This is a genomic window from Flavobacterium sp. LS1P28 (genome assembly GCF_003970335.1).
In the GTDB taxonomy this organism is placed as follows: Bacteria; Bacteroidota; Bacteroidia; order Flavobacteriales; family Flavobacteriaceae; genus Flavobacterium.
This window is the reverse complement of record NZ_RYDI01000003.1, coordinates 118,828-141,727: the sequence shown is the minus strand read 5'-3', so window position 1 is coordinate 141,727 and position 22,900 is coordinate 118,828. Positions and strand designations below refer to the sequence as shown.

The 22,900-nt window shown below is 35.4% G+C and carries 18 protein-coding genes; 6 read left to right on the top strand and 12 right to left on the bottom strand.

What is annotated here, in order from left to right; translation table 11 throughout:
* Positions 1–148: 148 nt before the first annotated feature.
* The 5 genes from asnB to EKL97_RS04480 form a co-directional block, all read right to left on the bottom strand.
* Positions 149–1,825, bottom strand: a complete 1,677-nt coding sequence (gene asnB, locus EKL97_RS04500; protein ID WP_126461053.1) for an asparagine synthase B — start codon at positions 1,823–1,825, stop codon at positions 149–151.
* 269 nt (positions 1,826–2,094) lie between these two features.
* Positions 2,095–2,544 (bottom strand): hypothetical protein, encoded by a 450-nt coding sequence (locus EKL97_RS04495; RefSeq protein WP_126564263.1) that lies wholly within the window; start codon positions 2,542–2,544, stop codon positions 2,095–2,097.
* Positions 2,545–2,667: 123 nt separating this feature from the next.
* Positions 2,668–4,473 (bottom strand): TonB-dependent receptor, encoded by a 1,806-nt coding sequence (locus tag EKL97_RS04490; RefSeq protein ID WP_158614913.1) that lies wholly within the window; start codon positions 4,471–4,473, stop codon positions 2,668–2,670.
* A 66-nt stretch (positions 4,474–4,539) separates the two neighbouring features.
* A complete protein-coding gene (locus EKL97_RS04485; RefSeq protein WP_126568262.1) occupies positions 4,540–5,403 on the bottom strand; it encodes a PhzF family phenazine biosynthesis protein in 864 nt (287 codons plus the stop codon).
* A gap of 74 nt (positions 5,404–5,477) precedes the next feature.
* Positions 5,478–8,492: a tetratricopeptide repeat protein gene (locus EKL97_RS04480; RefSeq protein WP_126568260.1), complete on the bottom strand. Its 3,015-nt coding sequence runs from the start codon at positions 8,490–8,492 to the stop codon at positions 5,478–5,480.
* Between the two features lie 253 nt (positions 8,493–8,745).
* Between EKL97_RS04480 and EKL97_RS04475 the strand changes: the two genes are divergently transcribed.
* The 5 genes from EKL97_RS04475 to EKL97_RS04455 all read left to right on the top strand — a co-directional run bounded on the left by EKL97_RS04475 (position 8,746) and on the right by EKL97_RS04455 (position 15,012).
* The gene (locus EKL97_RS04475) at positions 8,746–11,247 is read left to right on the top strand and encodes a TonB-dependent receptor (protein WP_126568258.1); all 2,502 of its coding nucleotides are present in this window, start codon (positions 8,746–8,748) and stop codon (positions 11,245–11,247) included.
* A 5-nt stretch (positions 11,248–11,252) separates the two neighbouring features.
* Complete coding sequence (locus EKL97_RS04470) at positions 11,253–12,206, top strand: alpha/beta hydrolase (RefSeq protein WP_126568257.1); 954 nt, start codon at positions 11,253–11,255, stop codon at positions 12,204–12,206.
* A 4-nt stretch (positions 12,207–12,210) separates the two neighbouring features.
* A complete protein-coding gene (locus EKL97_RS04465) occupies positions 12,211–13,125 on the top strand; it encodes a glycerophosphodiester phosphodiesterase (RefSeq protein WP_126568255.1) in 915 nt (304 codons plus the stop codon).
* A 304-nt stretch (positions 13,126–13,429) separates the two neighbouring features.
* On the top strand, positions 13,430–14,116 hold the full coding sequence (locus EKL97_RS04460; protein WP_126461087.1) for a cell division ATP-binding protein FtsE: 687 nt from the start codon (positions 13,430–13,432) through the stop codon (positions 14,114–14,116).
* Positions 14,116–15,012 carry a glycosyltransferase family 2 protein gene (locus EKL97_RS04455; protein WP_126568253.1) on the top strand — a complete coding sequence of 299 codons (897 nt, stop codon included), beginning with the start codon at positions 14,116–14,118 and terminating at the stop codon, positions 15,010–15,012. Before EKL97_RS04460 ends, EKL97_RS04455 begins: the two co-directional genes overlap by 1 nt.
* Here the strand turns inward: EKL97_RS04455 and EKL97_RS04450 are convergent.
* The 3 genes from EKL97_RS04450 to EKL97_RS04440 are packed head-to-tail and all read right to left on the bottom strand — an operon-like array spanning position 15,009 to position 17,616.
* The gene (locus tag EKL97_RS04450) at positions 15,009–16,112 is read right to left on the bottom strand and encodes a glycosyltransferase family 4 protein (RefSeq protein ID WP_126568252.1); all 1,104 of its coding nucleotides are present in this window, start codon (positions 16,110–16,112) and stop codon (positions 15,009–15,011) included. The two genes, EKL97_RS04455 and EKL97_RS04450, sit on opposite strands and share 4 nt — an antisense overlap.
* Complete coding sequence (locus EKL97_RS04445) at positions 16,109–16,513, bottom strand: sugar 3,4-ketoisomerase (RefSeq protein ID WP_126461096.1); 405 nt, start codon at positions 16,511–16,513, stop codon at positions 16,109–16,111. The genes EKL97_RS04450 and EKL97_RS04445 overlap by 4 nt, the downstream gene beginning before the upstream one ends.
* Positions 16,510–17,616 (bottom strand): glycosyltransferase, encoded by a 1,107-nt coding sequence (locus tag EKL97_RS04440; RefSeq protein WP_126568250.1) that lies wholly within the window; start codon positions 17,614–17,616, stop codon positions 16,510–16,512. The genes EKL97_RS04445 and EKL97_RS04440 overlap by 4 nt, the downstream gene beginning before the upstream one ends.
* A 46-nt stretch (positions 17,617–17,662) precedes the next feature.
* On the opposite strand from EKL97_RS04440, the gene EKL97_RS04435 reads away from it, so the two are divergent.
* Positions 17,663–18,562: a glycosyltransferase family 2 protein gene (locus EKL97_RS04435; protein ID WP_126461102.1), complete on the top strand. Its 900-nt coding sequence runs from the start codon at positions 17,663–17,665 to the stop codon at positions 18,560–18,562.
* A 1-nt stretch (position 18,563) separates the two neighbouring features.
* Here the strand turns inward: EKL97_RS04435 and EKL97_RS04430 are convergent, their stop codons facing one another.
* Genes EKL97_RS04430 through EKL97_RS04415 form a run of 4 tightly spaced genes read right to left on the bottom strand, consistent with a single transcriptional unit; the run spans position 18,564 to position 22,868 of the window.
* Positions 18,564–19,319, bottom strand: coding sequence for an acyltransferase (locus EKL97_RS04430; RefSeq protein ID WP_231507370.1), 756 nt, complete (start codon positions 19,317–19,319; stop codon positions 18,564–18,566).
* The gene (locus EKL97_RS04425; RefSeq protein WP_126568248.1) at positions 19,312–20,799 is read right to left on the bottom strand and encodes an oligosaccharide flippase family protein; all 1,488 of its coding nucleotides are present in this window, start codon (positions 20,797–20,799) and stop codon (positions 19,312–19,314) included. The genes EKL97_RS04430 and EKL97_RS04425 overlap by 8 nt, the downstream gene beginning before the upstream one ends.
* A 3-nt stretch (positions 20,800–20,802) precedes the next feature.
* Positions 20,803–21,921, bottom strand: a complete 1,119-nt coding sequence (locus EKL97_RS04420) for a DegT/DnrJ/EryC1/StrS family aminotransferase (RefSeq protein ID WP_126568247.1) — start codon at positions 21,919–21,921, stop codon at positions 20,803–20,805.
* Positions 21,918–22,868: a GNAT family N-acetyltransferase gene (locus EKL97_RS04415; RefSeq protein ID WP_126568245.1), complete on the bottom strand. Its 951-nt coding sequence runs from the start codon at positions 22,866–22,868 to the stop codon at positions 21,918–21,920. The genes EKL97_RS04420 and EKL97_RS04415 overlap by 4 nt, the downstream gene beginning before the upstream one ends.
* Between the last annotated feature and the right edge of the window lie 32 nt (positions 22,869–22,900).

Genomic DNA, 22,900 nt, shown 5'->3' with positions numbered 1-22,900 from the left:
TATAAAGAACTCCTCCTAATTATTTTAGACAATGTGTAATTATAATGTTTTTTCAAATTCTAAACTGCTCTCGAAATATATTTCTCATAAAAAACGCTCTCAAAATGGAGAGCGTTTTATCTATTTATAAAATCTTAATTAATTGTATTTATGCTTTTGCATACGCATCATCATGCACACTTGCCACCGCTCTTCCAGACGGATCATTCATGTTTTTGAACGCTTCATCCCATTCCAATGCAATTTTTGTACTACACGCCACACTTGCTTCTTGCGGCACACACAAAGCGGCGGCATCACTTGGAAAATGCTCATGAAAAATAGAACGGTAATAATATTCCTCTTTTGAAGTAGGAGTTTGCAACGGAAATTTATATTTAGCATTTGCTAATTGTTCATCCGAAATTTCAACAGCTACAACTTCTTTTAATGTATCAATCCACCCATAACCTACACCATCACTAAATTGTTCTTTTTGTCTCCAAGCTACACTTGGCGGCAACATCTCTTCAAAAGCTTTACGAACCACCCACTTTTCCATAGGATGTTCTGCATTGATCATTTTATCTTGTGGATTAACGCGCATCGCCACATCCATAAATTCTTTATCTAAAAATGGCACACGTCCTTCAATTCCCCATGCTGCTAAACTTTTGTTCGCTCGTAAACAATCGTACATGTGTAATTTACCTAATTTACGTACGTTTTCTTCGTGAAATTCTCTCGCGTTTGGCGCTTTGTGAAAATACAAATATCCTCCAAAAAGTTCATCTGCTCCTTCACCTGATAACACCATTTTGATACCCATAGATTTAATAACTCTTGCCATCAACCACATTGGTGTCGACGCCCTTATTGTAGTCACATCATACGTTTCTAAGTTGTAAATTACATCTTTAATTGCATCTAACCCTTCTTGAATAGTGAATTTAATTTCGTGGTGAATGGTTCCAATATGATCCGCAACTATTTGCGCCGCAGCTAAATCTGGAGAACCATCTAATCCTACCGAGAAAGAGTGCAATTGCGGATACCAAGCATCGGCAACATCTCCGGATTCAATACGTTTTTGCGCATATTTTTTGGCGACAGCCGAAGTAATAGAAGAATCTAAACCTCCAGAAAGCAAGACACCATAAGGCACATCGCTCATTAGTTGTCTGTGAACCGCTGCTTCTAAAGCCACTTTAATTTCGTCAATGCTGGTTACGTTGTCTTTTACAGCATCATAATCTGTCCATTCTCTTTTGTACCATTGTACAAATTCGCCATCTTTACTTGACATATAATGTCCTGGAGGAAACAATTGAATTTTAGTACAATAGCCTTCTAATGCTTTCAATTCAGAAGCCACATAAAAAGTTCCGTGTTCATCCCAACCTATGTATAATGGAATAATTCCCATGTGATCCCGAGCAACAAAATACTCGTCTTTTTCGACATCATAAATAGCAAATCCAAAAATCCCATTCATTTCATCTATAAAATGAGGCCCTTTTTCTTTGTAAAGTGCTAGAATTACTTCGCAGTCACTTTCGGTTTGAAAGTTATATTTACCCTCAAATTGTTTACGTAATTCTCTGTGGTTGTAAATTTCACCATTTGCCGCTAAAACAAGTTGTTTGTCTTCACTGAACAACGGTTGTTTCCCTGAAGCAGGATCAACGATTGCCAAACGTTCGTGAGACAAAATGGCTTTTTCATTACTAAAAATTCCACTCCAGTCCGGTCCACGATGACGGATAATTTTAGACATTTCTAATACTTGCGGTCTTAAAACTTCCGCTTTTTGTTTTAAATCAAAGGCACATACTATTCCGCACATAATTTTTTTGTTTAAAGTTTAAGGTTTGCTTCGCCTGTTCGAGTAAAACTCTCGAGTCAAGTTATGAAAGAAACCTGCTTTGTTCATTTTGATAGGGCAAAGATGGAGTTATAGTTCTAATTGAAAAACGCAAATACTCTTTTTAGTTATAATTTATAACTAAAAAATAGAATTTACGTTTAAACCGTAATGGAAAGGTGCTAAAAATAGAATTGAAGTTGCGGATTGTAAAATGGGACGCAAATGAGACGGATGTAAATAACGGATTTTTATTTAATATCCTCAACCAAATACTTCGTACCATTTATCTCAAAAGTAAATCCTTCTTGATTTCCCATGAGTTTATTTCCCAAAGGAGATTGTGGTGATAATGCGATAATATTGATTCCTTCGACATTGATTTTAGGAAGTGCCACACTCAGGTACAAATAGATTCCGTTCGCTTTTACCAAGCTCCCCACAATAATGGTTTCGGCAACTGTGCCAGCATCAATTTTATCCAAAACTGTTTTTTGGTCCAGTACTTCTCTCAATTTACGATTGAGTTTTTCCTGCTCAATGTGCATCATAGACAAAGCGGTTTCATGTTTATCTCCGGCTGAACCTTTAGCATCGTTTTTAGAATCTTCGGTAAGTGCCACAATCATGTCTTTGAAAACATCGATTCGATCCTGAACTAATTGCAGGTAATGGGTATGTATTTTTTGTTTGAAAGTCATAAGTAGATTTACATGCCTGACAGGGTTCAAAACCCTGTCGGGCATTCAAAGTTTTTAAATAAAAAAAGCGAAGATTGTTTTACTTTTCGGCTCCTTCTCCTTCGGGGAGGGCTGGGATAGGGATTAAAAATCAAATTTATAGTTCACGCCTAAAATCACCTGAAATCCCTGCACTGGATAATTTTGCCATTTTTGGTAGGCATTATTAGTGATATTATTGGCTCTGGCAAAAGCAGTCAATCGGTCGCTATATTTGTAACCAACATTTGCATTGACATCAAAATAAGACTTCAAAGTTACAGGCGCAGCGTTAGTCACCACATTGGTATTAACCTGAAAATCTTTTCGCTCGCCCACATAGAACACATTTGTACCAGCAAACCACTTCTCTGTTATGTTAACATCCAAGCTTGAATTTAATTTTATAGCCGGCAAATTCCACGCTTCTTGTTGAAAATCATTTGTAAAACTGCTAAAGCTTCCGTTGATTCCAAAAGTCACGTTCTTAGAAAAATCAGCTTTTACTTCTCCATAAAAATTCAACGTTCTCATATCGTCATACACCACTTGAAAAGAATTCCCAAAAGCATAGTCCTGATTGGTTGCATTTTCATTATAATCATTGCTTTTAAACAACGCCTTATTGCGCTCATTAATATATGAACCTCTTATATTATAACTCATATTATTAGTCAATTTCCCTTTTAATCCTGCAAAAACATCATACTGCTGATCCGTAGGTGCAATAGCGAGTGTTGGTGACAAAAAAGGATTTTCATCTACAAAGTCCTGGTACGAGTTTTGTTTTAAATTTCCTTCGGCTCCCGCATAAAAAATCATCAAATCACCAACAACATTATAGGAAGCGTTAAATTTTGGATACACAAAAAATTTATTATTGCTGTTTTGATTGTCCATGCTATATATAAATGCGGCACCAATATTCAGTGTCCAATCCTCCTCCTGCATCACAAAACTAGGTGCAATTCCCAGATTTGTAAAACCGTATTTGATTGGTTCTGTATTGGTATTTAAATAATTATTATTGAAACTTCCACCAACATAATCTACGATTAAGTCCGTTTTTACAGCACTATCCATCACATCAAATTCTACAGTTGGCTTGGCGTAAAACCTATTTTCTGAAGAATCAAAAATATCAGAAAAATGATTAAATTTCAGACTCATTTTATTAAAAAAACTTTCGTTAAAGGCTACATTCCCTCCTAACGTCAGCGTACTGTAGGATTGCTGCGGCCTGATTCCACTGATCAAGATTGCTCTGTCCTGAGGCGCCAGCGTAGTACCAAAATCAGCCGGTAATCCATACCAATTGTACGTTTGGTTTTGATATCCTAAATCCAGATTCCATGAAACTTCTTTTCGATTTGATCCATACATCAAATCAATCGAAGTGTCATAAAAACGATCGTCCAGAATCACCTTTTCAATACCCCCTTGGGAGGAGTGATGCCGAAACATGCCACCAATATAATCCGTAGCATTAAGGTCTTGATTCACATATAATTCCCCTACAAAGGTTCCGTAATTCCCTACACCAAATGTGGCGTAGTTTTGAAACAAAACGGATTCTTTTTCTTTCTCTACGCCTGCTGCTTTTCCTTTAGACGGCGTGAAAGTTGATGCTACCGGGAAAGAGAAAATAGTATACTTTACGGTTTCCTTTTTTGTGTTATCTTCTTCGTCCAGCAACGGTGTTTCCTTCACTTTGAAAGCATCTAATATGGTTGGTGTGTAGGGTTTGACTACATTTACGGTCTCGGTACCTATTTGCTCTTTCTTTTGTGCAAATGAAACTTGAGAAACGAAAAGAAATAAAATCCCCAACCCAACGCTCCCTAAAGGGAACGGATCCGAAAACGTTACGCTATTATTTATAACCGATATTACTTTGTTTTTAAATGTCATGTTTTATTTTTTTACTGCTAACTTCCTACTGCTACTTTTTTTACTACTGCATTTTTAACCGGTACGTTACACTTCCCATTCTCCTTTTGCGAGGTATTGTGTTTTTCCTCCAATTTTAATATCAAACTGATTTTCAGCTAATTTTCCATCAAAATAAATCTGAGAGGCTCTGTTTATAAAATCGCCCTGATGATTAATCATTTGAATTTCCGGCGAGTGATATTTTAAAAGAAAAGCCTGTAAACACGTGCTCGCACTTCCCGTAGCCGCGTCTTCTATAAGCTGATTCGCTTCAATACAAAACATCCTGCTACTCAGCTTTTTTTCTGCCAAACAATAAAAATACAACGCTCTATGACTGGTTTTGCAATGTGCATGCAACCATTCGTTCATTTTATCCTTATCAAGAATCAAATGCTCTAGTGCCTTTTTACTTTTAATAGGAACAATCACAAAAGCGCTTCCTGTAGTCACTTCCTGAATGGGAAATTTATCCTCAAAATCAGCTTTGCTTAAATTGCTGAAGGATAAAAAATCTTCCGTTAAAAAAGTATTCAAAAACTCCGGTTGAGCCGCCTGTAGCCAAACCAAATCTCCCGATTGATGTACCGGAATTTCACCAATTGGAACCGACAGCGAAATCTTTTCAGGTTTATTCTCAAATATTTTATGCATCAAAACCCATGATGTTCCTATGATTGGATGGCCTGCAAACTTCATTTCGTGGTCTGGTGTGAAAATCCTAATTGCAGCAGTTTTATTCTCCGGTTGAAGCTTAGTAATAAAGGTGCTTTCGGCAAAGTTGATTTCGCGGGCAATTGTCTGCAGCTGCTGGTCGCTCAAGGAATCAGCACCTAAAAAAACCGCGAGTTGATTGCCTGTATATTTATTCTCTGCAAAAACATCAACGATGTAAAAAGGTAGATTCATTCCGTATGTTTTTTTTGTTTTCAGTTATTTTTTCGCGTTGATTTTGGTTGTTTTTCTAACTTCCACTCGCAGCTTTATTTAGTTATCGATGCATTTGTTTTGGACTCTTCCGCTTTAATTCTGTCTAATTCAGTTTGTGCCTCTGAAACTACATCCTGAAAATCAGTAAAATTCTGAATGACGTTTTCTAAAATGTAAGTCGCCTGATAGCTGTCTTTGAGTCCGTAAAAATTTTTCGCCATTAAGACTAATCCTTTGGCTCCAAAATACTTATAGCTCGCATAATTTTCGGCTAATTTTTGAACGGCAACATTAGAAGCTTCAAAATTTTCTTCTTTATTTTTAAAATAAGCATCGTAGTACAGGGCTTCGGCCGCTAATTCCCCCTTAGCAATTGTCATTACTTTGGCATAAGCCGCTCGTGCAATGGCTTCATCACCAGTTTGCATTGCTGCGCGTGCAATGATAATTTGCGCATCACTTTTGACATTATCATCAGTCTTTGGATTCATTAAGACTTTCTCCGCGTACACTACTGAATTTGGATAGTCCTTATTTTCATAAAAACATTTCATCAGATTGGATTGTGCAAATGTTTTATTCTGAGAAACATCTGCTTCGTTTTCTAGACGGGACAATACCGGAATTGCTTTGTCATATTCCTTATTTTTCAGAAAAAACTGTGCCAAACGCACTAAAGATGGCTCCGTAAATTCACTTCTGGATTGGGCTATTACAAATTCATAATTAGGAATTGATTTGCTTTCAGATCCTTCAGAAAAATACAATTGCGCCAGGTAATAATTAGCCTTCAAGGCGTGTATTCCTGGGGAAAACTGACTTAAATACCCACTAAAACCTGTAATTGCCTGTTTGGTATTGTTTTGTTGAAATTGTTTTTCGGCAGCTTCAAATGTATCATTATCCAGCTCTGCATCCGTGACAGCCACAAAATCTAGGGTACGTACCCAAGTTGCATATTCATCTACTCTGCCCATATCTACGTAAATTAATCGGGCTGCAGCTACTGCTTCTAATGCCTCCGGAGACCGAGGAAATTCAGCCGCTACTTTCTTAAACTTCACTACTGCCTGATCATTCCTGTCTGAATTAAAATAAATTAATCCCTGGCGCAAAATAGATTTTGAGGCAAAAGAACTCTTTTTGAATTCTGTATTCAGTTGCTCATACGCTTTTAAAGCTAAATCATTTTTATTTTCGGCAACATACGTATTCCCTAGTTCAAATAAAGCATCATCTCGGTAACCCGATTTTGGATACAATTGTAAAAAAGCATTCAATTCTTCTATTTTTTTATCGTTTTTATCCATAAATCCATAGGAAATTGCTTTTTGAAAATACGCATAATCCGCATCGACACTTTTAGAGGCTATCACTTTAGAGTACGCATCCATTGCGGGACCGTATTTTGAGGTTACAAAACGACAATCTGCCAAACGCAAATACGAATCATTCAAACGCACTTTATCCTCTGGTGCTTTTTCAATCTGATTTTCGAAATAATTTCCTGCCTGATCGTACTCTTTCAATTTGAAATAAGCATACGCAATCGTGTAATTGTGATTTTTATATTCAGGAGTTTTTAAGGCTTGTGCAAAGCCTGCAAATTGTTTGAAACTCAACAACGCATTTTTAAAATCATTCAAAACATATTCTGTTTCTGCTTTCCAGAAAGCCGCTCTGGCAGTAAAATACGGATCTTTCTGTTCGTTCATAGACTGCGTAAACATAGTCAAGGCTTCCGGATAATCACCGTCTGTATACAATTCTAACCCATTGAAAAAAGTAACTTTCTGGTACGCTAATTTGTTTTCAGGGGATCTGTTTTTTTCCAATATTACTAAGGCCTCTTTATAGTTTTTAGAAGAAATATAAGAATCAATCAAGAGTCTTTCTATTTCTGAACGGTTGGCATTATTGGGGTATTTCTTCAAAAAAGCATGCAAAATTGCAGGCACACTTTGATAGGAATTTCCAAGTTCATAGCTTAATTTAGCGTAATTCAAACCCGCATCTTCCTGTATTGCTTCGTCAAATGACATTTCCGACGCATTTTTGAAAGCATTTAAAGCTTGCTGTTTCTTGTTTGTATTGAGGTAACTTTCCCCCAAATGATAATAGGCGTTTTGTGCAACAAAATCTTTCCCACCTATGATTTTATTGAACTGAGAAATGGCATTTTCGTAGTCTTTTTGTTTGTAATACGCATATCCTAATTGGTAAAAATCCGTATTATTCCATCTTCCTTTTTTACCTTGATAAGCAACTAAATAGGGAATTGCGGTATCGTATTTTTTTAAATTAAAATAGCTTTCGCCAATGATTTTATTAAGTTCCGATTTTTCTAAAGGATTTGATTTGGCCATTGCTTTTTCCCCTAAATCAATTGCGTTTTGGAAATTTCCTAATTTAAAATTCATATCCGCCTGATAATAAGACAGTTTTTCCTTGTATTTTTCTTCTCCGGAAACGGCGTCAAAATATTTTGTCGCTTGCTTATAATCATCTCCTTCATAAGCCATAAATCCCAAGTAATATTTAGCTTGCGAACCATATTCAGGAGCATTCACCACTTTATTAAAATAAACAGTTGCCTCTTTTTTCTTTTTGGCATTAAAAAAACTATACCCTTTTTGAAAATTAAACTGGTCTTGTTCCTTTCTGCTCAGATTCCTTTCATCCACTTTGTCAAACCATTGCAGGGCTTGGGGATAATTTCCCAAACTAAAATGATACTGTGCCACCTCGATATACGCTTGATTTTGTTTGACACTCGTAGGATAATCCGAAACAAAGCGTTCCATCATCTGATCTGCATTGGATTGATTAGTACGAATGGCGCAATTTGCCACATAATAGGCACAATCTGATTTTAATTCATCGGTGCCGGCGGATTCTTTTACTTTATTAAAAATAATTTGTGCCGATGCATATTGTTCTTCGTTAAACAACGAAACCGCTTTGTTGAAATCCTTTAAATCGTGGGTATAAATAGTTGATTTTTGTGCCGAAATACTGATAGTGCTACTAATGAAGAAACTACAGAAAAGCCAAGAAATTTTACGCATTGTGGTTTTATTTTAATAATTCAAATGTATTGCATTCTGATCTTTATAACGAATTGCGATTGGTTTTTATTATGAATATTTTTTTTTAACCGTTTATAATTTAACCTTCTTAAAACAGACTGACCAATTATTATACCTTTTAATAACCTGATCACCGGATCCGTTAACACAATAGTAACGGACAACGAGTTTTGACTTAACACCTTAAAAATATCTTTACTTTAATAAATTTAAACATAAACATATAAAAAAAATGAAAGTTAATTACTATTTTATTTTATTGAGTACACTATGGTTTTTTACTATTAAAGCACAAGAAAACAGCACTTTAAATGGAATTATTACAGACGAATCAGGCAAACCTCTTATTGGTGCATCAATCAATATTAATACCATATCTAAGAACACGATAACTGATATTGCTGGAAGTTACCAATTGCAAAATATAAAATTCGGCACTTACACAATTCAAGTGGCCTATCTTGGTTACGAAAGCCAAAAAATTTCAATCTCCTTAAACCAATCCGAAACAACACAAAATTTTATTTTAAAAGAAAGTTCCTTTCAATTAGATGGTATTATTGTTACCGCCCAAAAAAGAGAACAATTAAATAAAGATGTTCCCATCGCCATTACCTCTTATGGGGGGAAATTTATTGAAAATTTAGGGATTTCAGAATATGATGCTTTTTCAGATTATGTTCCTGGATTACAAATCCAGATTCAAAGTGTAAATAATCCTGGTATCGTTATTAGAGGAATTACCAGTGATAGTGGGGATTCTCGAGTAGAACCACGCGTTTCAATTTTTCAAGATGGCGTTTCCATCAGTAAATCCAGAGGATCTGTAGTAGAGTTATTTGACATTGAACGCGTTGAAGTTCTAAAAGGCCCTCAGGGAACTCTTTTTGGCAGAGGTGCACAAATTGGTGCCATGCATATTATTCAAAACAAAGCTAAAAACGAAAATTCAGGAGAACTAAAAATAGGAACGGGTAATTATAACCAATTCTCAGTGAATGGGTTTGCAAACACTCCCCTTATTAAGGACAAACTATTTGTAAGAGTAGCCGGAATCCTGAGTAAAAGGGATGGTTTTATAGAAAACAGATCTGGAGGCAACTTGAATGGTAAAGAAACGCTAGCTTTTAGAACTTCCTTAAAATATTTAATGAGTGATAAAACCAGTTTAGATTTAATTGCAAACTGGCAACAGGACACTCCTCCGGGAACGGGTTTCAAAAGCGGAACTTATGCCCCTTTAGGTGGAACAACCAACCCAAATACCTTTGCGGACTTAGAAAGAGGAACCGAATTGGGAATCGACAGAAAAGTTTATGGTCTTACAGCGATATTGAAATCTGAAATCAATCCTAATTGGGATATGACCGCCACCACAGCTTACAGAGAATTTAAATCAGATGAAGCTTTTGATGCCGATGGTACGGCAGCTCCAGTGCTTTACTTTAGAGAAATTGCTGAAGGAAAACAATTCAGCCAAGAAATGAGATTTAATTTTAATGATAAAAATAAATTATCCGGTTTCGTTGGAGCAAATGTTTTTTATGAAAAAGGATCTCAAGCGGTTCCTTTTGAAGTAAATGAACAAAGTTATTTTGCCTTATTGGCAGCTAGAAACACACTAATCGTTAATGGCGTTCCTACCTTATACCCAAATATCCCAAACGACCCTGCTTTTGGTCCATTGGCAGGAGCTCCGCTTTTAGCTTTCAACAAAGAAAAATCAACCAATTTTGGAGAGAATTATTCTGGAGATATCTTCGCAGATGCCTCTTATGATTTAACTGATAAATTGACTTTTACTTTGGGTGTAAGAGCTACTTTAGAAAATAGTAATGCCGGTTTAGAGGTTCAAAATGCAGATCAGCCTGGTGTATTGGGTAATTTTTTAGGAGTTTTTCCTAACAACTTATTTGCTCCTACAAATGGAAAACGTACTGCCAGCGAAACCTTCACCTCTGCTGTTGGACGATTTGCTATAAATTATGATATAACGGACCACATTACTCTTTTTGGGAATGTTGCCAGAGGCCGAAGACCTAACGTAATTAATGTTACCGCGAAAACTGTTAATGTATTATCGGATGAAACGGTATGGTCTTATGAATTTGGCGCCAAATCTCTCTTCCTAAACAACCGATTGCAATTTGACATCAATGCTTTTATATACGATTACAGCAATTTTCAAACGACTATCGCACGATTAGACGAACAGAATGGTTTAGTGATTCAGCCAAATGACAGCGGTTCTGCCTCAACTTTTGGTTTTGAAACGGCCTTGCAATATCAGTTTACAAAAAACAGTTCTTTCTTTGTCAATTATGCGTACATCGATGCTGCCTTTGATGAAACGGATTCAGACGGAAACCAACAACAATTGGCGGGAAATACTTTTCGATTGACTCCAAAACATTCCTTTTCTGTTGGTTTTAATTACAATCCATCTGTAAACACTATCTTAGACCTTTACCTTAGACCAAGCTATACATACAAATCGAAAGTGTTTTTTGAAGAAACAAATTTACCTAATATTTCACAAGCAGGGTATGGTCTTTTGAATATCAGAACAGGATTAACCATTAGAAAAAAATACGAAATAGGATTATTCATGACTAATCTTTTTGACAAAAAGTATATTATTGATGCCGGAAATACCGGTGGTGCTTTTGGAATACCAACTTTTATAGCTGGTGCACCTCAGTTCTATGGTGTACAAATGGCTGTTAAATTTTAACAAAAATGAAAAAAACAATAAACACACTACTTGCAGCACTCTTTTTTTGTACTTCTATTTTTAGCCAAGTAGGAATAAGCACAGTAGAAATATCCAGCTTAGATTCCTATCTCGCTACTACAGAGGCCAAAGTAATTGGAATCAAGCCAAACAATGCGGCTAAAATAATATGGGCTGATGGGTATGAAAACAAAAAAACAGCTGTTGCTTTTGTTTATTTGCATGGTTTTGGCGCTAGTCACCGTGAAGGAGAACCGGTTTTAAAAATGCTTTCTACACAATACAAAGCCAACATCTACCTCTCGCGTTTAGAGGAACATGGTATTTATCGTAAAAATACCTTTGAATTTCTTACGCCTGAAAACTATATTGCCTCTGCAAAACTAGCATTAGAAATTGGGAAAAAACTGGGAGAAAAAGTAATTTTGGTCAGCACCTCCACAGGGGGAACTTTAAGCTTGAAATTGGCATCCGAAGATCCTAGCATCTCGGGATTGATCCTCTATTCGCCTTTTGTCGATTTATTTAATCCTGCTATGGCGGGTATTATTCTGCCTGGTGGTAGAGAGAAATTCAAAGCAACCATCGGTGGCGATATGCAAACACAAAACCGCCCAGAGGAACAAGCTAAGTACTGGTCTACCAATTACCACATCAATGGCTATGTTTCCTTAATCACTATGCTTAAGCAAAACATGACTGAAACTACATTTACAAATGTCAAGTGTCCGGTTTTCTTGGGCTATTATTATAAAAACGAAAAAGAACAGGACCAAGTCGTTTCCGTTTCTGCCATGCATACAATGTATAACTCTTTAGGAACCCCTGAAAATAAAAAAACAAAAATAGCCTTTCCAGAAAGTGGTGATCATGTTATTGCATGTGATTTGCGCTCTAAGGATTGGCAAGGTGTTTATCGGGCTACGGTACGCTTTTTAAACCAAACAATCTTACAATAAAAATATGAATAAAATTTTAATCACAGTAGTTTTAGTATTGTGCCTGCTAGGTTGCAAGGCTAAACAAGAAAAACAAACAGTCCAATTACTTCCTGGTGAAATTCAAACTCACTTTAATTTTGATTTACAGGGGCATCGTGGAGCAAGAGGACTCTACCCCGAAAATTCGTTAGTTGCCTTTGAAAACGCAATCAAATTGGGAGTAAACACCTTAGAGCTAGACGTTGTTGTTACAAAAGACAACCAAATACTGGTATCACATGATCCATTTTTCAATCACATAATTTGTTTGGATAGTTTGGGAAACACTATTAACAAGGAGGACGAATTAAACTTAAATATCTATCAAACTACTTATTCACAAGTACAGCACTACGATTGTGGCACCATCGAACATCCACAATTTCCGGAGCAGACTAATAGTAGGATTTCAAAACCATTGCTGCTGGATGTAATTGCGCAGTCTGAACTTTTATCTGACCAAAAGATCTTCTATAATATTGAAATAAAAAGTACTCCAGAGGGGGACAATAAATACCATCCAACACCTCAGGTTTTTGCAGATTTATTTATTAAAACAATCCAAGGGCGTATCCCTATGGAAAGACTAACTATCCAGAGTTTTGATTTTAGAGTACTGCGCTATATCCATCAAGCCTACCCTGATTACAAACTAGCGGCTCTGGTGTACAAAGATAGTGTCAAAACAAATTTAGATGCTTTGGGATTTATCCCAGACAGCTACAGTCCAGAACATACGCTATTGACTGCCGAAATTGTAGCGGAATTACAGGCCAAAGGAATGAAAGTTATTCCTTGGACTATTAATGAAGCAAGTCGGATGAAAACGGTTCTAGGTTGGGGAGTTGATGGCATCATAACGGATTATCCCGATAGAGGATTGCGCTTTAAAAAATAAGAACTTCCGTCTTGATTTCATTTGTTCCTTAAAGCAACAAAACTATCCTGTTTGGGTGAGGCTACTGAAAAGGTCCTTAACAAATTATATTTCATTAAAAGAGTAGAAAACCTTCATTTTCTACTCTTTTTTTATGCTAAAATGGGAACTTCAAGCAGCAATAAAGTGCGGATAAATTGGCTTTAAATAAAATTCGGACTTTCCCTTGTTTATACCTGTTTTTTGAAAATCCGTTGAATAGAATAGAATTTATTTTGAATAGAACCGTTATCTTGTTACTTTTACCCCATAAACAAACTGTATTATGTCACAATCTGTCCTGTCTTTAAAAAACGTTACTATTTTCCAAGAACAAAAAACTATTTTAGCTCATGTAAATTTGGAGGTAAAACATGGTGAATTCCTGTATATTATAGGAAAAACAGGTTCCGGAAAAAGCAGCTTAATGAAGACCTTGTATGGTGATTTGGCTTTAAAAGAAGGAGAAGGAAGTATTGTTGACTTTGATTTAGCCACCTTAAAAGAAGATGACATTCCGTTTTTGAGAAGAAAAATTGGAATCGTTTTTCAGGATTTCAAATTACTGCCGGACAGAACCATTAAAGACAATATGTTATTTGTCCTGAAAGCTACAGGCTGGACTGATGCTGATGAAATGCAGCGAAAAATTGATGAAGTGCTGGACAAAGTAGCAATGAAAGAGTTTGGCAACAAAATGCCACACCAAATTTCAGGTGGTGAGCAACAACGTGTTGCCATTGCCAGAGCTTTACTCAACGATCCTGAACTTATACTTGCCGATGAACCTACCGGGAATCTGGATCCACAAACCAGTGCTGAAGTCTTGGAAGTTTTAAAAAGCATCAATGCCAATGGAAAAACAGTCATTATGGCCACTCATGATTATGCGTTGCTAATGAAATTCCCTTCGAAAACATTAAAATGTGAAGACGAACGAATTTTTGAAGTAGTGCAACAGAGAGCCGTGTAATGCTTTCTATTCTTATTCCAATATACAATTATAATGTGTATCCTTTAGCATTGGAGCTGCGCAAACAATGTTTGGAATGCAATATTGATTTTGAGATTTTATGCCAAGATGATGCTTCTGATTCTTCCCTAAATATTTTTAATGAAAAAATAAATTTGCTTTCTCACTGCAGTTTTGTTTCATTAAAAGAAAACATTGCCCACAGAGAAAACAGGAATTCACTTGCCGAAAAAGCAAAATTCGAGTATTTACTTTTTATAGACGGGGATTCTACTATTGTGAATTCTGATTATATCAAAAGATATTTATCAAATTTATTTGATTTTGATGTGGTTTATGGAGGACGCTTGCATCCAGAAAAATGTCCTTCTGATAATCAAAAACTACGCTGGAAGTACGGAAGATTCATTGAAGATAAATCTGCTGCAAACAGAAAGACAAAACCCTACCACTCACTACTTTTTAATAATACCATAATTAAAAAAGTCTGTTTTGACACGGTACAATTTGACAAAACCATAAAAAAATACGGTCACGATGACACCCAACTCTCGTTTCAACTAAGCAAATTAAAATCCAAAGTAAGCCATATAGAAAACCCTGTTGAACATGGCGATTTAGACACTAATCTAGTGTATTTGAACAAGACCAAAGAGTCTTTAGAAAATTTAAATTTATTGTATCAGAAGAAAAAAATTGACATTGAATTTGTACGATTATTACAACTGTATCATTTTTTAAAAACAACCAAATCAACTTTTATTATTTCAAAAATAAATGCCGTTTTTAAAAAATTATTATTTAAAAACCTGACCGGAGACAATCCTAATATACTGGTTTTTAATTTGTTCAGAGCAGGTTATTTATGCTCCATTGACTTTAAGAGTAGAACCTAAACTTCATTTTTGAGTCCAATAAACAATTGATGCCAAGTTTGCATAATGGCATCGATGTGATATTTTTTACTCGATAATTTTGCCTTTTTTGCCATTTCACTTCGTAACACCTCGTTTTCGATTAAAATTTCTATAGCCGCTATATAATCCGATTCGTTCCCGTTTTCAATCAAAAATCCATCTTCTTTATGCGTGATTATTGCTCTTGGTCCGCAAGGACAATCGTAAGCAATACAGGGTAATCCGGAAGCCATTGCCTCAATTAACACCATTCCAAAACCTTCATATCGAGACGTCATCAGATAAAATGAAGCATCTAAATATTTTTCGTTAATATTCTGAACAGGTTCATAAAAAACTATATTATTTGAAACATCCAATTTTTGGGTAAGTTGTTTTAAATCGATATTTTCATTAGATTTTCCATAAATTTCCAATATCCAATCTGGATGTTTTAAAACCACTTTTTTCCAGATGTGCAACATGCTGTCAAAACCTTTTTCGTACGTATGTCGCCCTACCGCAATTACTTTTTTGTTTGTTAATTCACCAGATTTTTCCGTTACAAACCATAAAGGATTCGCAATAACCAGTGTGTTTTTTATGTTCCATTCTGAAATACTCTCGTTTGTTTCAACAACAAATCGATTGTATTTTTTTATTCCGTTTTTTTTCAGTTGTAAAACAAGATTCGAGAACAATTTAGTAAAACTGTTTGTCACAATTTCACTTTCTTCAATAAACCTGGAACTATGCATTTCTAGCACCAGAGGAATTTTATATTTTATAATAAAAGGAATTAAATATGCCTTTAGACCATTATCACAAACAAGTATAATATCCGGGTTTACAGTCTTAATACAACTGTTTAGTTTCTTACAATACGCTTTCAAAAAAGAAAGATTTTTTCCTTTTAAAATCATATCGTGAAAAGTGATCTTCTTATTAAAAGAATAAAACAAAGGAGAATGACCTCCGTTTTGAGTCAGAATAACAACTTCATAGCCTAATTGTTCAACCAGATAATTGGCTTTGACAGCAATAACTCTTGCCACACCTCCGGCGTTATTAATGTTAGGAACTACAAATAGCAACTTCATTTTTTTGATTTCAAAAATTCGTCATAATCTCTGATATAATCTTCTTCTTTAAACATATCTGAGGCTAAAACCAAGCAAACTGATCCCGAAGAAAAGTTTTGCAGTTCTCTCCAAATTCCTGTTGTAATGAGTAAACCTACGTTTGGTTTATTTAATAGGTAGCTTTTTTTCTCGATACCGTCATGAACAACCACCTCAAAACTACCGCTCAATGCAATTAAAATTTCTTGTTGCTGAATATGGGAATGACCACCTCTAAAAGCAGTACTAGGCACATCAAAGAGATAGTAAATTCGTTTGAATTCAAATGGAATTACACCACTTTGAATGTAGGCTAAGTTTCCACGAACATCGTCTATTACAGGAATTTTTAATACTTGTACGTTTTCTACTGTTGTCATTTTCTGCTAATTTTCATTACATCTAACCATTGCATGCCTATATTTTCAATTGAGAAGGATTGTACGCTTGCCAATGCATTTTGTTTACAATGCTGATACAATACTTCGTCTTCAATGAATAAATTCATCGCTTCCGTCATTTTACTACCATTTTGATTTTCAACTAATAAACCATTTTCTTTATTTACAATTATTTCACTTGGACCGGCTAAGCAGTCAAAGGATATTACCGGCGTATTACAGGCTAATGATTCTAGTAGAACATTTGACAATCCTTCATTCAAGCTACTCAAAACAAAAAATTTAGCATTTTTCAGGTACTTAAACGGATTCTGTTTAAACCCTAAAAAATGAACTTTATCCCCCAGCTTTTTTTCTTTTACTAACTTTAAAAGAATATTTTTTCTTTTGCCTTCCCCTAATAAAACCAAATGTATCCCTTTTTGGGATAAAGTCGAATGGGCATACGCTTCAATTAATTTATCAAATTGCTTGATATTAGTTTCCATTTGACCTATCCCAATAATATACTTGAAGTTAAGTGAAACAGGTTCTTCACTCTTCCTGACAATTTCCTCAATATCTATAGGGTTGTAAATGGTAATTGCGTTTTTCAGCTGGTGCTTTCGCGCTATTAACTCTTTCGATTGATTAGAAACACTAACCACTTTATAACAATTTCCATACATGTATCGGGTAAGCACCGACCAATTGGGCATATAATGATTAATCAAATAACTGTGCACGGTGAAAATAGTATTGGTTTTATAAAGCCATTTTGAAATTAATAATTCTTGAATGGGTTTTATCCTAAATCGGAAATCAATAATAAAATCAAATTCATGCTCTTTCAAATAGTTCTTCAAAAATAAAAACCGACTGAATTTATTTGAAAAACCGTTGGTTTTGTTTTTCATTTTACCCAAATTGACTAATTTTCCGGCATAGGAATAGGAAACGGCATCCAGGACAATAATAGTATGAACTTCTATGCCCTGTTTTTCAAAAAAAAAGGATAAAACAGCCATCACTTTTTCAGCACCTCCATCACTTAATCGGTACCCTATTAATGCGATTTTATATTTTTTATTGGGTATTATCATTCTCAATTTGTTATTTTCGTCTCAAATATAACGCTTTTAAAAAAACATGCAAGATAATCCACTAGTCACCGTTATTTGTTTGTGTTACAATCATAAAGATTATGTAATAGAGAGCTTAATGTCCGTATTAAACCAACATTACGATACTATTGAGTTGATTATCGTGGACGATTGCAGTACTGATAATTCTAAATCCGTAATTGAGAAATGGCTTCTGGATTATCCACAAATTCCATTTATAGCCAATGACACTAATTTAGGGAATACTAAGTCTTTCAATAATGCCTTAAAAACAGCAAAAGGGGATTATATTATTGACTTGGCTGCTGATGATGTATTATTGCCCAATTGCATCACTTCACAAATAAATGCTTTCAACAACACAACTTTTAAAAATCTTGGAATTGTATATGGAAACGTCGAATTAATCACTGAAAAAGGCAAACACGAATCTTATTATTTCCCTGTTGATAGCTTTCAAAAGGTAGTCAAGGAAAGAACAACGGGAGATATTTATGAATCAGTTCTTTCTGGTGGTGACTGTATTTGCTCCGTTTCATCAATGGTCAAAAAATCACTCTTCGATGCTTTGAACGGCTATGATGAAACGCTGGCGTACGAGGATTTGGATTTTTGGATTCGGGCTTCTCGAACGTACGAATTTGACTTTATTGATGCTATTCTGGTTCAAAAAAGAATTGTACACCACTCCCTAGGCACTCATTTTTTTAAGAAAAAAGATGCCAGAGCCAGAAAAATTAATCAGAGTACATATTTGATCCTTAAAAAAGCAATTGGGCTCAATAGAACAAAAAAAGAGGATAAAGCAATTTTAAAACGCATTCATTTTGAGATGATTCTCACCTATAAAACTGCTCATAATACGTTGTTACTGCGCTATATTATTATGGAAATTAAGTTGCGATTTCATTTGTTAGCTTCATAAACTACACTATCAAATACTCGTCCAGCAAGGCTTTCTCTCCTTCCCAATCTCTGGAAATGGCGTTTTTTATAAATTTTGCCGGAATACCACCAATCAAAATATTTGAACCAAATGACGTATAATCCGCAGTACACACACTACTGGAGCCTATCGTACAAAAATCAGGGGTAGTCGTATTTTGCAGTACCGTAACCCTGCTGGCTGCATAGTTGTAATTTCCTATTCTAATTGGCGCTGTCATTTTAAACTTTTCACCCGTTGTAGTATCCATCATCTGATGGAAATTAGTGTCCATAATTTGTGATTCCGAACCAAAACGGGCGTAATCCCCTAATACAACATGCTCCATACAAATCAATTTTGCATTTGAGGCCAATGAAGCCATGTGTCCCAATTCGCACAATCCACCGTCACCAACATAAATAAAATAATCTTTACCTAATTGTATGTGACCTTTAAAAATGAGCGTTCCCAAAATAGTGATTTCGGCAATTCCTTTGTGAAGCGTATTTATTTCATAAGGTTGTCCAAAACCAATCATTCCCTTTTTGACAACTCCCTCAATTTTGATTGCACCCGTTATTGAAGTAAATTTTACTTTTCCATAAAAAAATACAGGGAGCTGCTTAGCAATAGGATACGGGAATTTTTTAAAATTAAAGTACAGTGTTTTGGTCCAGTTTACGGAATAATACAGTTGTAACCGATGATAAAAAAATCTTACTTTTCTGTAAACATTCTTAAGTATTTCAATCATTCTTTTTCTTAATTATAGCATTGAACAATTCTTTTAATGCGGTCTTTTTGTTCATTTCAAATAAAACAAAAACAATCGACACTACTACCATTAGTGACATTAAGCCATACTTTAAAATTGGATTTGGAAGGTATCGGAACAAAAAAGTTGCCACACACAGCAAGATGCAAATTAAATAAGTGTTATAAAAATCGCTTTCAAAATAAAACCCATATCTTTTTTTGGTGATTATTTTTAAACCCAAAAAATGAATGAAATAATAGAGCAAAAAACTAAATCCAAGACCTTCCAAACCATAATAATAATACCCAAAAATATTCAAAATAAGCGAAATGCTATTAAATCCAACAGCAGTTCGCATAAACATTTTCGAATCGCCTTTGGCAATCAAAATATAGCCCATTGACCACGAAACGGCCCGAAACAACATTGCTATTATTCCAAAACAAACCATTGGAATAATGGCGTTGAATTCCGGTGTAAATATAATTTTCACAATCAACGGAATGCACGTTAAAAACAAAATGATTACCGGTGTAATAATCAATATTGAAACAAACGATTGCTGAACAACACTGGTTCTTACTTTTTCATTATCCGCACTAATGAACGCTAATCTTGGAAAATAATCGGTACTCATGACCGTAAAAATTACTCCCACATAGGAATTCAACAAGGTAAAACCGGCATTATAAAACCCAACTTGTTCTAAACCACCCCATTTTCCAACAAAAATTTGAATCAAATACGTTGATAACAAGGTCAGCAAACCACTTAATGTCAATAAAATACCAAGTCTAATAATACTTTTTCCTTCGGTATTTCCTTGTTCTTTGGAAAACACATTTTTTTCAAATGGTATTTTTTTCGAATAATAAAAAGAAACCAATAGTGAGGCTAAAGAGGCAACTATGATGGTGGGGACAATGGCATCAATCCGGTAATAATAATACAACGGAATTGAAACTAACAACCCCAATCCATTTCCATAAAAATTAGCTTTGGCTAAAAACCGCATTTTTCTTAAACCCTGCAAAACAACCAGCTGGCCAATCATTAATTGCCGGAACAACAAGGTGATCGAAATAAAAACAAAGGTAAAAGTATGATTCGAATTCCCAAAAGTAATTTGGCTCAGCCAACTAGAAAACAGGATCACAAGAACGCATCCTAAAATCCCGGTTAGTACTGCGAGCTTTTTTATAAGTGCTGCTACAGATGCAATCGTACTTAAATTGTCGTTTTTGTAGCTACTGGAAAGGTGTTTTACACCACTGGTTTCAATCCCTAAACCAGTAACACCGCCCACAAGATTCATCGCCGAGTTCAACAAAGAAATAATCCCCATTCCCTCAGGCCCAATAAAAACAGCAATACACTTAGTCCGGATAACCCCAATAATAATCATAAAAAACTGAACACCTCCAAAAAGCGAAGTCGTTTTTACAATGCGATGATATGACGTTTTACTATCGGACACTTTTTAATATGTATTTAAAATTGCAATAATATGACGAACCTCCTCCGGTGTCAAGGCAGGACTTATGGGCAAACTCAAAACTTCTTCATGAATTTTTTCAGTAATTGGAAAGGACAACATATTCCATCCCGCAGTCTCAGAAGAGAAAGCTTTTTGACGGTGGGGCGAAACTGGATAATGGATAACCGTTTGAATTCCGTTTTGACGTAAATATTCTTGTAAATCCGTTCTATCCTGAGTTCGAATGACAAATAAATGAAAGACATGATTGTTTGACAAATCCCAAAATGGAAGTATTATTTTATCGTTTTTTATTTCTGATAAATAGCGATTGGCAATTGTTCTTCGGCGGTCGTTCTCAGCATTTAAAAACGGTAATTTCACATTTAAAAAAGCAGCTTGCAATTCGTCTAATCTGGAGTTTATCCCTACATAGTCATTATAATACTTGGTTTCCGACCCGTAATTTCGAAGCGACTGAATAACCCTGGCTAATTCAGAATCATTAGTCGTAACGGCACCGGCATCACCCAATGCCCCTAGATTTTTCCCAGGATAAAAACTATAGGCTTGGGTTTTTGGCTTTTGGTTTATGGTCTTCGCACTTTCATCTTCAAAGGAAGCCCCGTGAGCCTGAGCCGCATCTTCTACTACTAATAAATTGTTTGCTACAGCAATTTCATTTATTTTCTCCATTTCTGCCAGCTGTCCGTAGAGATGAACCACTAGAATCGCTCCCGTTTTAGAAGTAATTTTTGCTGTAATTAAATCGGGATCCAAGTTATAGGTTTCTAATTTTGGCTCGCTCAGAACCGGAATTAAATCTGCTTGCAAAATAGCGAGAATACTGGCAATGTACGTGTTTGCTGGCACAATGACTTCGTCCCCTTTTTGCAGTTTTCCTAACACGATATAGGCTTTAAAAATGAGCACTAAAGCATCAAAACCATTTCCCGTCCCAATACAGTATTTTGTTCCGCAATAAGCCGCAAAATTGGTTTCAAACTCGCTGACTTCATTCCCTAAAATATACCAACCATTCGCTAAAAACCCTTTTAATTTTTCCTGAAAAGCAGTCTCATAGGGCTTGTTTGTTTTTTTTAAATCTAAAAATGGTATCATACTAGATTCATTTTATAAAAGTCTTGGCCATATACCGTGCAGCCTAATTCTTCTTTTTGTTTCAAAAGTCCGGCATGAAATCCGCTTTCATTAGTATCATTTACAATACCCATATCAAAAAAAAGCATGCCTTGTTTTTTGTATTTTTCTATTAAGGTAATAAATGCAAAATCCAATGCGCGCAACTCCTCGCCTTTTTTAGTGGTAGCTCCGTATTGTGATTTCACCACCGTTTCGGTTTCAAACAGCGTCACTCCGGCAACTATTACATCGTCATAATACACTGAAAATTGTTTGATGTTTTGCGGAAATAATATCTTTAATTTTGTGATTTCTTGCAAGGTATGAACTGGTTTTGCATTGTATTTTTCACGCAATCTTGGTTCTAAAACCAATTCCCAGAAAGAGTCCGGCTCCGCTTCCTCGACAAGTTGCAAGTCGAGTGCTTCCATTTTTCTCAAATGCTTCAATTTACTTTTAGAAACAGTCAGTGGCATTGCTAAATTAATGGCCAAATTCATTTCTTTCTTCTCCAGAAAAGCGCCTTTTTTAAGCAGGAAAAACTCCATTTCAGCATTTCCTTTTGAAAGATAAAAAAAAGGGATTTGTTTCAAATAAAAGGATTGGATGCTATGGTCTTTAAAAAAAGACAAAAGACAGTCTACAAGTTCCGCTACTATTTCTGCTTTTATTATAGCTGAATAAACCAAGCCGCCATAGGTCAAACCCTGATGTGAAAAAATGCTGTTTTCCAGTTTATTAGCTGGCAAAACTGCTACCAGTTTTTGTTTGTCATAAATCAGTACTGAAAAATCTTCAAAGCGATCCTCATGGTATTCCATAAAATCACGGTGAAACAAAAAGGTTGCATTTTTGGCTTGACCAATAAAGGAATTCCAATGGTCATAATCGCTTTTTTGATATCGTTTGACGGTATAATTTTTCACGCTTTGGTTTTAGACTTTGTGAAAGTAATCAT

Coding starts and splice junctions, on each gene's coding strand:
- EKL97_RS04460 (WP_126461087.1), top strand. CDS start 13,430: ATGTCACAATCTGTCCTGTCTTTAAAAAACGTTACTATTTTCCAAGAA.
- EKL97_RS04470 (WP_126568257.1), top strand. CDS start 11,253: ATGAAAAAAACAATAAACACACTACTTGCAGCACTCTTTTTTTGTACT.
- EKL97_RS04490 (WP_158614913.1), bottom strand. CDS start 4,473: ATGACATTTAAAAACAAAGTAATATCGGTTATAAATAATAGCGTAACG.
- EKL97_RS04495 (WP_126564263.1), bottom strand. CDS start 2,544: ATGACTTTCAAACAAAAAATACATACCCATTACCTGCAATTAGTTCAG.
- EKL97_RS04445 (WP_126461096.1), bottom strand. CDS start 16,513: ATGACAACAGTAGAAAACGTACAAGTATTAAAAATTCCTGTAATAGAC.
- EKL97_RS04440 (WP_126568250.1), bottom strand. CDS start 17,616: ATGATAATACCCAATAAAAAATATAAAATCGCATTAATAGGGTACCGA.
- EKL97_RS04480 (WP_126568260.1), bottom strand. CDS start 8,492: ATGCGTAAAATTTCTTGGCTTTTCTGTAGTTTCTTCATTAGTAGCACT.
- EKL97_RS04485 (WP_126568262.1), bottom strand. CDS start 5,403: ATGAATCTACCTTTTTACATCGTTGATGTTTTTGCAGAGAATAAATAT.
- EKL97_RS04455 (WP_126568253.1), top strand. CDS start 14,116: ATGCTTTCTATTCTTATTCCAATATACAATTATAATGTGTATCCTTTA.
- EKL97_RS04475 (WP_126568258.1), top strand. CDS start 8,746: ATGAAAGTTAATTACTATTTTATTTTATTGAGTACACTATGGTTTTTT.
- EKL97_RS04420 (WP_126568247.1), bottom strand. CDS start 21,921: ATGATACCATTTTTAGATTTAAAAAAAACAAACAAGCCCTATGAGACT.
- EKL97_RS04435 (WP_126461102.1), top strand. CDS start 17,663: ATGCAAGATAATCCACTAGTCACCGTTATTTGTTTGTGTTACAATCAT.
- EKL97_RS04450 (WP_126568252.1), bottom strand. CDS start 16,112: ATGAAGTTGCTATTTGTAGTTCCTAACATTAATAACGCCGGAGGTGTG.
- asnB (WP_126461053.1), bottom strand. CDS start 1,825: ATGTGCGGAATAGTATGTGCCTTTGATTTAAAACAAAAAGCGGAAGTT.
- EKL97_RS04465 (WP_126568255.1), top strand. CDS start 12,211: ATGAATAAAATTTTAATCACAGTAGTTTTAGTATTGTGCCTGCTAGGT.
- EKL97_RS04430 (WP_231507370.1), bottom strand. CDS start 19,319: ATGATTGAAATACTTAAGAATGTTTACAGAAAAGTAAGATTTTTTTAT.